Source organism: Pseudomonadota bacterium, assembly GCA_011049115.1.
Lineage (GTDB): Bacteria > Desulfobacterota > Anaeroferrophillalia > Anaeroferrophillales > Tharpellaceae > DSCM01.
On sequence record DSCM01000009.1, the window covers coordinates 1 to 10693 of the forward strand.

At 56.8% G+C, this 10693-nt stretch carries 9 protein-coding genes; 8 read left to right on the top strand and 1 reads right to left on the bottom strand.

The features are described from left to right. Positions 1-174: 174 nt before the first annotated feature. Positions 175-1350, bottom strand: coding sequence for a tetratricopeptide repeat protein (locus ENN66_00945; protein HDS15201.1), 1176 nt, complete (start codon positions 1348-1350; stop codon positions 175-177). 238 nt (positions 1351-1588) lie between these two features. On the opposite strand from ENN66_00945, the gene ENN66_00950 reads away from it, so the two are divergent. The 8 genes from ENN66_00950 to fusA all read left to right on the top strand — a co-directional run. Further along, positions 1589-2548, top strand: a complete 960-nt coding sequence (locus ENN66_00950) for an LD-carboxypeptidase (GenBank protein HDS15202.1) — start codon at positions 1589-1591, stop codon at positions 2546-2548. 1 nt (position 2549) lies between these two features. Beyond that, positions 2550-3782 (top strand): hypothetical protein, encoded by a 1233-nt coding sequence (locus ENN66_00955; protein ID HDS15203.1) that lies wholly within the window; start codon positions 2550-2552, stop codon positions 3780-3782. Further along, positions 3760-4392 carry a CvpA family protein gene (locus ENN66_00960; GenBank protein HDS15204.1) on the top strand — a complete coding sequence of 211 codons (633 nt, stop codon included), beginning with the start codon at positions 3760-3762 and terminating at the stop codon, positions 4390-4392. The genes ENN66_00955 and ENN66_00960 overlap by 23 nt, the downstream gene beginning before the upstream one ends. Beyond that, positions 4389-5606 (top strand): hypothetical protein, encoded by a 1218-nt coding sequence (locus ENN66_00965; protein ID HDS15205.1) that lies wholly within the window; start codon positions 4389-4391, stop codon positions 5604-5606. Before ENN66_00960 ends, ENN66_00965 begins: the two co-directional genes overlap by 4 nt. After that, positions 5497-7035, top strand: a complete 1539-nt coding sequence (tilS, locus tag ENN66_00970; protein ID HDS15206.1) for a tRNA lysidine(34) synthetase TilS — start codon at positions 5497-5499, stop codon at positions 7033-7035. Before ENN66_00965 ends, tilS begins: the two co-directional genes overlap by 110 nt. Beyond that, complete coding sequence (locus ENN66_00975) at positions 7020-7811, top strand: NAD-dependent protein deacylase (protein HDS15207.1); 792 nt, start codon at positions 7020-7022, stop codon at positions 7809-7811. Before tilS ends, ENN66_00975 begins: the two co-directional genes overlap by 16 nt. Continuing rightward, positions 7804-9039: a nickel pincer cofactor biosynthesis protein LarC gene (gene larC, locus ENN66_00980; GenBank protein HDS15208.1), complete on the top strand. Its 1236-nt coding sequence runs from the start codon at positions 7804-7806 to the stop codon at positions 9037-9039. The genes ENN66_00975 and larC overlap by 8 nt, the downstream gene beginning before the upstream one ends. A gap of 2 nt (positions 9040-9041) precedes the next feature. After that, a partial coding sequence (gene fusA, locus ENN66_00985; GenBank protein ID HDS15209.1) for an elongation factor G occupies positions 9042-10693 on the top strand: 1652 nt, incomplete at its 3' end.

Below are 10693 nucleotides of genomic sequence, written 5' to 3' on the forward strand. Positions count from 1 at the left end.
CAAAAAATCAAACCGGCGGACTGAATAAGGAGCTTCGAAGCGAAAAACAACCAAGATTAGGTCGCTTATGGCCTCGAAATTCTCTGTAAATTAAAAAAAAACGCTTTGTCGCAACACCTTTGAGTTTATTGCCGTTTGTCTTTTACAGAAGCGGTGAGGCTTCTTGATTGTACCCTACATCGACGGGGAGCGGGTCAGGTTTTCCAGTTCTTCGATTTCCCCGGCCAGGCTTTGGTTGTCTGGATCGAGGGTGTAGGCTTCGTGCAGCGCTTCCAGCGCCTGCTGATAGTGCCCCATTTCCTTGAGGATCTGTCCCAGCTGATGTTTGAAAGTCAGAAAATCATTCCGGGTCAGCCCTTTTTCCAGCAGACCTTGCTGGATTTGCGACAGGGCTGAGGAGTAGGCTCCCTGATGCAGGAATATCCGGCTGCGCAAGAGCAGCGTGGGAAGGCGAAAGCTGACGGACTTGAGCGCCTCCTCACTTTCCCGCAACGCTTGTTCCGGCATTTTCAGCTCATTGTAAGCCAGGGCAAGATTGTAATGGAATTTATCGTTTTCAGAATCCTGACGGTCTTTCCCTCGGGTTGTTTTCATGGTTTGGAAAATTTCTTCGACGCCGTGATTGGGAGCCCCTTGCCCGAATGATTCCAGGTTTTCGCTGGCAATCGAGAACTCGTCGAATTCTTCTCCCAGTTCTGCGCCAAGGTCAAAAAAATCATCTGCGTCGGTCGGCTCCGCGGCAGACATCCCGCCATTCTTTTCGGGGGATTTGTGAGTGATGATGATATCTGAATAAATGCTTTTGGCGCTTTCCTGGTATTCCGGAAATAGTTCCCGTAAAAGCAGTCGGTAAGGCTCTTTGTCTGGAGCTGTTTCGATAATCGTTTCCAGTACCTCCAGGGCTTCATTCGGACGGTCGTTTTCCCGGTAGACATTGAATGCCTGAAGGTAGTGGGCGGTGGCATCGGCATTGAGTTTCTTTTGTTTGTAGATACGGCCCAGCTCAAGGTTTGCTTCCAGGTGTTTCGGCTCTTCGGAGAGAATTTTCTTATAGGTGGCGATGGCTAAGGGAATAAAATCGTTTTTCAGATAAAGTCGGGCGCTTTTACAATATTCATCCAGGGCCTTGTCGCGTTTTCCCCGAGACAGACAGGTGTCGGCCAGTTTAAGGCGCAGGCGAAAATTATTGGGGTTTTCCTTGAGTTGCTCTTCAAGACCGATAATAACTTGATCGGAAATGTCGGCGTCCGGGTTTCTGGCCCGGCTGAAGGCACCCTTCAATTTGCTGAAAAAGCCTGATTTCTTAATCAATTTTGTAAAATACTTAGTCGGTAAAGCCCGGAAAAGCACCTTTTCAGGGCAAGATTAAAACCAGATTATAGCAACGTAAATATCCAATTATTTGAGGGACTTAATATAATTTTTGACTTTTGTCAATTGTTTTGCTAAGGCTGCTTGGTGTTTGTTCGGCCCAGGAAGACAGTCGGACACCGATTTGGATTTCAGGCGGGCCGAGGTGTTTTCAGGTTTTAGTTGGGCAGGCCTAGTTGTCAGTGGGACGGAGCCGGTGCAGTGGTTGCAGTTGTCGATGGAGATGAAATCACAGGTGAAAATTAAAGCTCTGAAGGGCTCAACCCTGCGCTCCGGAGACTGTCTCGGAATTTTTGCTCCGGCCAGTCCGGTGCGGCCTGAATGCGTCGAGAAAGGGCGGGCGTTTTTGGCCCGTTCCGGTTTTGTAAGTCAGACGGCGAAGAACCTATACGATCGTCTTTATCATCTGGCCGGCAGCTGTCGCAACCGGCTGGCGGATCTCGAGAGGCTGTTGCTTGATCCGCAGGTCAAGGGGCTGCTCGCGGCCCGCGGCGGTTACGGCTGTTTGCCCTTGTTGCCGCTGCTGGACTATGCCCTTTTTGCCCGTTATCCGAAAATAATCATCGGGGGAAGCGATCTGACCTCTCTTCAGCTGGCCCTGTGGGGGAAAATCGGGTTGATCACCTTTTCCGGCCCCATGCTGGCGGTAGAAATGGCCCGCCCGGGAATGGTCAACAGTGAACTCCTGTGGGGGTTGACCAAGGGCCTGGCGGGGGCCTCGAGCGAGGCGCTGCTTTCCCCCTATCTGGAATCGGAAAAGATTATCTACCTGCGTCCGGGAGTTTTCTCCGGTGTCTGTCTGGGGGGGACGCTGACGTTAATCTCGAGTTTGGCGGGGACCGGTTTTTTGCCCGATTTTGCGGAAAAGATTATTTTTCTTGAGGATCGGGGTGAGTCTTTGTACCGCATTGATCGGGCTTTGACTCAGTTACGTCTGGCCGGGGTTTTTGCCTCGCCGGCGGCGGTGGTCTGTGGAAATTTCGACCTGCCCGCTCCGGCGGAAGAACCTTTGCTCAGGGATTTTCTGAGGGATTTTTTTGCCGGGGACGATTTTCCGGTCCTGATTGGTTTTCAGTATGGTCACTGTTCGCAAAGCTTTATTTTTCCGCAAGGCGGGGACATGAAGTTTGATTGCCGGGAGCGAAAAATCACCCTTCTTGAAACGGCGGTTGATTGAAATGAAGGTAGATTTCGAGGTGGTTTGTCGCGAGGGCGAACTGGGTCCCATGCTGGCGGCGGCTTTTTTGGCACGACAGGGCTGTCGGGTCATGTTTTTGCCGCCGCGTTTCCAGCAAAATTCGGAGCCAGAATTTCTGCTTCCGGTTGTCCGCGGCTGCCCGGCGCGGCTGTTGTCTGAATTGCTGTCTGATCCGCCTTCAGCGCCGCCGGCGGAAATCTTTTCCTGGAAATTCGCGGGCCGGGAAGGGGCTGCGGGTCGCCTCACGGAGCTCGCGGGCCGGGGAGCCGCGATTTTCCCAAGCGGGGCCTGGACTGAGCTGGATGAATTGTACCGGGTGATTGACCGCCTGATGGACGCGGGTCTGGAAATGCCGGTCGCCTCCATCGCGGGCATCTGGCGGATGTTGCGCGTTCTGATCACGGAGCAGAAGCTTCGTGAAAATCGTGGGCAAACCCTGAGAAAGTGGCTGGCCGGATTTGACCTGCCGGAGGCGGAGGAACAGCTCTGGTCGGCTCTGACCCCCTTGACCGCCTTGCAGCGTTTTGCCGATCCGCCGCTGCTGGCTTACGCTTATGGCCTCAGAACCTTACTCGCGCCCGAGGTGTGGATTGGTTTACGGCAGTTGCGGGAGCGGCTGGTCGGGGATCTGCTGGCGCGGGGAGCCTGCCGAAGCAGCGAAGACTGGTTTCCGGTGTTTGACGGGAAATGGTTTATTGGGGTTGGCGCCAACCAGAAGGTTTCCTGTCGGACCACGGTTTTTCTGGCGGATGCTGATCCCGGGGCTCTGGCGCGGGAAATTTCTCCGCCGCAGCGGCGGCGCGATTTCCGCAGACAGTTTATGCTTGATGCTCCGGGCTTTGTCTGCCGGCGCAAAAGCGTGGATGAAAACGCAGAGTCCGACGGCGTCGGGTATTATCAGCTGGATTGTGGCCCTGATTTTTCGAAAAATCTGTATTCAGCCCCGGCGGAGACGCGTACCGGAAAGGCTCATTACCGTTTTTCCCCGGCCGCTTGCGGCTGGGAATGGGAGACCGGCGACCACTGGGGCTGGCAGGCGCGACAGCCGGCCATGATGGGGGCCGGTTTTCTTCCTTTGCAGGGAAGTTACTGTCGTTTTTATCAGGTCGGCTGGCATAATCTGCCCGGTTTCGGTTTTGGCGGCCTGATTTACAGTGCTCACTTGGCGGCCATGACCGTTATGCGAAAAGATCTGCACCGCGAGCTTGGTTGAATGCGGCCGGACCGAGTTGTCGAATATTTTTACCGGAAAGGAGAACGTAGTGATAAACGCGCTTGATGTGGTTATTCTGGGAGTCATTGTCGGCGGAGCCTATCTGGGTTATGTCCGGGGGTTGCTGGCGGAGCTGGTGGCCCTGCTCGGCGTGCTGCTCGGCATCCTTTTGGCGTCACATTTCTATCTCTCCGGAGCCGAGACCTTACAGCCTCTTTTGCATGATCAGGAGGTTACCGGATTTATTGCTTTTTTAATGCTTTACGCAGTAGGCATCGCGGCCTTTTTCCTGGTTTACCTGATCATCAAGTCAAATATGGCCGGTGGCGCCATCGGGCCGGTAAGTCGGATCCCGGCGTTGTTGCTGGGTGGTTTGAAAGGCGCCATCCTGGTGCTGGTGATTGTTTTTCTAGTAATTTTTTTCTGGGGCCCGGATAACTCATGTACCTCCGGAGGCCGATTGTTGCCTCGTCTTCTGATTTCCGGTCGGATGGTGATCAGTCTTCTGCCCGAGGCCATGCATGAGCCTTTGACCCGTCATGTCGATAAGCTGGTTCAGGAACGTGAAAAAAGGCTGAACGAAAGGCCAGCGCGTGGAGGAAACGAGTGAAAAAGGTGCAAACCTGGTGGTTTTGGAGCGTCTGCATCCTGCTGGCCACCTGTTTCCGGCCGGGGGCGTTACCGGCGAAAATGGTGGTTATGACCGGGGATGGACAGGCCCTTCTGGGAAAAGGGGTTGAAACCGCTAGGGCGGAAGCGGTTGCCGATGCCCTGGGCAAGGTTCTGCAGCGTTATCTCTATGAGGAGCTTGCGGTCAGCCGTGAACTTGAACCCTCGCTCCAGGAAAAGATTTTTGCCCGCCGGGAATCTTTTGTCAAGAGTTACGCGATTCAGAATGAAGGGGCGCTGGGCGAGCTTTACTGGATTGAACTTCAGGTGGAGCTGCAGACTGATTTGCTCAGTGAAACCCTGAGGCATATTGAAGGCGGTGAAAAACGTCAGGTAGAGGAGCTGACTTTGGTTCTGCTGCCCCCGTCCGGAGTTGAGGGTCAGGCTGTGGCCGGTTCCGTCGTCCAGTTCCCGGCCCTGGAAGCCTCGGTCTTGTTCCGTGGCTTGCAACAGGAATTGCTGCTTTATGGTTTCAGCTTGCACCGTTTTGAGAATCTTTCTCCGGACTTGGTCCAGCTCTGTGAGCTGGTTCTGGAAAAAGATCAGGTTGCCGGTGCTTCGCAACCCCGGGTGGAATGGTTTCAGGATCTGTTGCCGGGTGAATTACTGATCCTTGCCCGGGCCGCGGAGGTCAGTGAGGAGCCCATTGTCAGTCTCGGTAAATCATTCTGGCGCAGCCGGGCCGAAATGGCTTTTGTCGATCTGCGCAACCTGCGGATTACCAGATTGATGCCGGTCGAGGCGAAGGTCATTGGTTCAGACTATGTCAGCGGCCTGGAGCAATTAACGGCGGAACTTAACCTGAAGGTGCAAAAGAACTGCCTTGATCGTCTGACCAGGGATTATCTCTTGCCGCGTGAGCTGGATGCGAGAATGGTTCTGCGCTGTCAGGGTTTTCGGCGGCCGGCCGATGTCGCCGTTTTCCGTGAACGGTTGTCGGCCTTGCGCACGGTCAGGGAGGTAACCCTGCAGGCTCTGGCGGCCGGCCTGCTCGAACTCGAATTGCGCCTCTTGGTGCCGCCTTCTCTGCTGGTTGCCTGGATTAATGATTTTGCCGCCGAAGGTTGTGCGTACCGCTTTACGGTTTATCCTTTGGATGAGGCCCCTGAGCATTATCTGGTCAGGGTCGCTTATGATCTACCGGCAGACCGCTGATTTTCTCGAGGATTTACTAGCCGTGACCGGGGTCCGGGAGGTTTGGGTCGCCTGTTCCGGCGGTCTTGATTCCATGGTCCTGCTGGAGTTGGTGCGGGCTTTCGGCCAGCGGAGGGGGGTGCCGGTCGGGGTCCTGCATTTTAATCATGGTTTGCGGTCTGCGGCCCGCGCCGATGAGTTTCTGGTGCTGACTCAAGGGGTGCGTAACTATGGTCTGCCTTTGGTCCTGGGGCAGGCCCATGATTTACGGGAGCGGGCTCGAAGCCGCCGACTGTCGCTGGAAACCGCGGCTCGGCAGGCGCGCTACGCCTTTTTCGGTCGCTTTCTGCGGCGGCGGACAGCGGTGATCGTGACGGCGCATCATGCCACCGATCAGGTTGAAACCATGCTTTTTAATCTCATGCGGGGCACCGGTCTGCGTGGACTCAAAGGCATTCCCCGGCGCCGGGGGCGGATCGGCCGGCCGCTTTTGACCCTGACGCGGGCCTGCCTGGAAGCGTTCGCGGCCGAACATGGGCTGGCTTTCAACCAGGATGAGAGTAATTTCTCGCCGCTTTTCACTAGAAACCGGATTCGTCAGGAATTGCTTCCGCTTGTCCGGAAACTCGGCGGGCCGGGAGTCGAGGAACGGATGGCCGCGACCGGTTTACGACTGGCGGCTGATCTTGAGATTGTCGATGATCGTCTGGGGGAGTTGGAGGCCCTGGTTGAAAAGTGTGACCATGGCGGGCTACGGATTGAAAGGGCGCGGCTGCAAGCCTGCAGCGAAGCGCTCAAACCACATTTTCTCGGACGTATGCTTCGTTATGTCGGAGCGGTTAAACAGGTGCCGGCCCGCGTTCTGACAGAGCTTAGTGCTCTGGTCGGCCGGCCCGGCGAACGTCGCGAGGGGCATTACCATCTGGGCCGGGGGCTGGTTTTTGGGGTTTCCCCTGAGTGGGTGCGGCTTTTTTTCAGCGCGTCGTCGCCGACTGAAAAAACAGCGGTGGACCTTGATTTTGTGATTGCGGGCCCTGGAATTTATCAGTTGCCCGGAAGGCTGGGGCGATTTTCCTTGAATTATCCCCTACCGCTCCGCTCGGTCGGGGGGGGGCTGTCGGCCACCAATCCTGCCGCTTTTAGCGAACAGGTTGATGGCGACAGCCTCAAGTTTCCCCTGCGTCTTCGTTATCGGCAACCTGGCGATCGCTTTCAACCGCTGGGGTTGCAGGGACAAAGCCGCAAACTAAAAAAATTTCTCATCGATCTGAAGCTTGATCGGGCCGCGCGCGCCCGGCTGCCGCTGCTGGTGGATCGGGATGAGCAGATTCTCTGGGTACTGGGTCTGCGTCTCGATCATCGCTGTCGACTTCGTCCCGAAAGCAGGCAGGTTGTAAAACTCGAATTTTTCCCTTGGCAACAGGACTTTGATCAATGGGAAAGGAAATAAAGCGTTATCCCGAGGCTTTGACACGGGCTTTTACTCAGGCGGCGGAAATGATCGTCGCGGCCTCCGGGAGGGTGGTTTGTCTGACCGGCGCCGGAGTTTCGGTGGATAGCGGCATTCCTGCTTTTCGCGGCAGCCAGGGTCTCTGGGATCGTTATGATCCGCTTGAATATGCTGAGATTGACAACTTTCGGCGGAATCCGGAAAAGGTCTGGGGCATGCTGGCTGAAATGCTGATCGTGGTTGAAAGGGCGGTTCCTAATCAGACGCATAAAACGCTGGCCGAATTCGAGGAGAAAGGCTGGCTGCAGGCCGTGATTACCCAGAATGTCGACGGCCTGCATCAGGCGGCCGGCGCCCGACGGGTGATTGAATTCCATGGGACGAGCAGAAATCTGGTTTGTCTGGAATGCGACTGGTCCTGGCCACGATTCAGCCTGGTTGACAGCCGCATGCCGCCCCGTTGTCGCCGTTGTAACGCGATCTTAAAGCCGGACGTGGTTTTTTTTGGGGAACAGATTCCACGCCCGGCTTTGCTTGAAGCCACGGCAGCCGCGGAACAGGCTCGGGTTATGTTGGTGGTCGGAACTTCAGCCAATGTTCATCCTGCCGCCGAGATGCCGGTTTTGACGAAAAAAGCCGGTGGCCGGGTGATCGAAATAAATCTGGAACCGACCCCGCTTTCCGGGCGAGTGGCCGATTTGACGATTTTAGGTCCGGCCGCGATCGGCCTGTCTGAAATCATGCAGATCTGCGAGCGGATTGCCGGTCATGGCTGAATGCGTTCTCTATATTGAAGCCCTCGGCGGTCTCAGTGGCGATATGTTTCTCGGGGCTTTCCTCGACCTCGGCCTGCCGATGGCGGAACTGCGGACCAACCTTGAAAAGGTGGGTCTGGAGCGTTTTTTTTCCCTGCACCTGAGCTCGGTGCAAAAACATGGTATCGCCGCCCGCAAGGTTGATTTTTCTGCGTTGCCGCCGGCCCAGGTCAATCCGGCTCCGAAAACCCTGGGCGCCGTCGAGGCCCTGCTGACCGGCTGCGCCTTGCCGGAGCCGGTCGCGGTTTTCAGCCTGGCGGTGTTCCGGCAACTGGCGGCCGCCGAAGCCGAGGTGCATGGATCAACCCCGGAGCGGGTTCATTTTCACGAGGTTGGGGATTATGATACCCTGGCCGATATTGTTGGGGTGGCAACCGCTCTGGTCTGGTGCCGCCCTGATCTGGTCAGCCTCAAGCCGGTTCCGCTGGGAACCGGCTTCGTTGATTGCGCCCATGGTCGCTTGCCGGTGCCGGTTCCGGCCGTGCGCAAACTGCTGGTCGGTCTGCCGGTGGTCGAAAGCGGCATTGCCGCGGAGCTGGTGACCCCGACCGGCGCCGCTCTGCTGAAAACCATAGTTGAATTGTTTCCCGCGGCTCCCGGAGCCGGGGTGCACCCGGCTCCGGTCTGGGGCTATGGCGCCGGTCAGCGCGATCTGGTACAGAGGCCCAATCTTTTGAGTCTGGGGCTTGCCGGCAGCGTCGAAGACGGCGAGGGCAAAGGTCTTCAAGCCTACCGCCGGGAAAATTGTCTGACCCTGGAAACCGCTCTCGACGATCTGACCCCGGAAAAGCTGGCGGCCTTGGCTGAAAACCTGCGTTCCGACGGGGCCCTTGAGGTCTTAAGCTGGCCCGCGGTGATGAAGAAAGGTCGGTTGGGGGTGGTTTTACAGGTGCTTTTGCATGAGGCCGACGAGGCCGTGATCGTGGCCCGGCTTTTTAGCGAGGGGTCAACTCTGGGGCTGCGGCGCCGACCGGGTCGGCGCTATCTGCTGGAGCGCGAGCTTGAGACTTTTTCGACCTCTCTGGGGCCGGTGCGTTGTAAAATCGCCCGTGATCTGAACGGGAACATTCTGAATCTTAAACCTGAACATGATGATTTGGCGGCGCTGGCCGGTAAACTGCGGCGTCCCCTGACCCGGGTCGAACAGCAGGTTCTGGCTGAGCTGCCGCAAATGGAGAGCAAAGCATAAAAATGGCGAAAATAGATTTTATCAGAAACATCGGTATCGCCGCGCATATCGATGCCGGCAAAACAACGATTACCGAAAGAATTTTATTTGTTACAGGTCATACCCATAAAATTGGCGAGGTTCATGAGGGCACGGCGGTCATGGACTGGATGGAGCAGGAACAGGATCGTGGCATTACGATTACCTCAGCGGCGACCACCTGCAACTGGCGCAAACATACGATCACGATTATCGACACTCCCGGACATGTTGATTTCACGGCCGAGGTCGAACGCAGCTTGCGGGTGTTGGATGGCATGGTGGCGGTTTTCTGCGCCGTCGGCGGGGTTGAACCTCAGTCTGAGACCGTCTGGCGTCAGGCCGAGCGCTACCGGGTGCCGCGTCTGGTCTTTATCAACAAAATGGATCGTCTGGGCAGTGATTTCAAAGGGATCATAACCCAGCTCAGAAACAAGCTCGGGGCCCATCCGGTGGCTCTGCAGCTGCCGATCGGACGGGAATCCGCTTTTTGCGGGGTGGTTGATCTGCTGGGTGACCGGGCCCTTTACTGGGATGATGACGAGCAACTTGATTTTCGTGTGGCTGAAATTCCGACGGCCATGCAGGCCGAAGTCGAGGAGGCCCGGCAGCAGCTCTGGGAAATGGCGGCCGAGGGCGACGATGAACTTCTCGAACTCTTTCTCGAAGGCGCGCCTTTGCCTGCGGAACAGGTAATCCGGGCCCTGCGAATTCAGACGATTGCCGGTCAACTGGTGCCGGTGCTCTGCGGCAGCGGTCTTAAAAACAAGGGCATTCAGCCGCTGTTGGACGCCGTGGCGGCCTTTCTGCCCTCTCCGGCCGAGGTGCCGCCGGTGGTCGGCAGCCATCCTTTGGATGGTCATCCGGTTGAGCGCGCCGCGTTCAATGCGGAGCCTCTGACGGCCCTGCTTTTCAAGGTGGCGATGATGGAAGGCCGCCGTCTGGTTTATCTGCGCCTGTATTCCGGCGCCCTGACCGAGGGCGACGAGGTTTTCAACCCCCGACTCAAGAAAAAGGAGAAGGTTTCACGACTTTTCCAGATGCATGCCCATAAAAAAAATCGCATTGACAAAGCCCTGGCCGGGGACATCGTGGTTGCCATGGGTATTAAACAGTCGGGTACCGGTGATACCCTTTGTACCGCGGATGCGCCGCTCATTCTGCCGGGGATGGAGTTCACGGTGCCGGTGATCTCGGCGGCGATCGAGCCGCAGCGTAACAGCGATCTCGATAAACTCTGGGAAAGTCTGAGCAAGCTCGCGGATGAAGATCCCACCTTTCAGATCAGGATGGATGAGGATACCGGTCAGATTGTGATTTCCGGCATGGGTGAGCTTCATCTGGAGATTATTCATGAACGTCTGCGCCAGGAGTTCAATCTGGAGAGCAATCTGGGCAAGCCTCAGGTTCTTTTTCAGGAAACCATCACCCAGGAAGCCCGGGCGACGGCGGAGTTCGAACGGGTGGATGAAGAGGAGAAAACCCGTCAGTTCGCCCGCTTGAGCGTGCGGGTCAGCCCGCGGCCGCGGGCTGCGGGCAGCAGCGTGAGCTGGCGGGAAGGGGTGGGGCTGGATCTGGCCGAACCCTTGCGCCAAGCCGCCATCGAAGGTCTGCGGGAGGTGCTGCATTCGGGGCC

Bases quoted from the DNA above. Each gene is read 5' to 3' on its own strand.
- ENN66_00955 (HDS15203.1), top strand. From the start codon at position 2,550: ATGAAGGTAGATTTCGAGGTGGTTTGTCGCGAGGGCGAACTGGGTCCC.
- ENN66_00950 (HDS15202.1), top strand. From the start codon at position 1,589: ATGGAGATGAAATCACAGGTGAAAATTAAAGCTCTGAAGGGCTCAACC.
- tilS (HDS15206.1), top strand. From the start codon at position 5,497: ATGATTTTGCCGCCGAAGGTTGTGCGTACCGCTTTACGGTTTATCCTT.
- larC (HDS15208.1), top strand. From the start codon at position 7,804: ATGGCTGAATGCGTTCTCTATATTGAAGCCCTCGGCGGTCTCAGTGGC.
- ENN66_00975 (HDS15207.1), top strand. From the start codon at position 7,020: ATGGGAAAGGAAATAAAGCGTTATCCCGAGGCTTTGACACGGGCTTTT.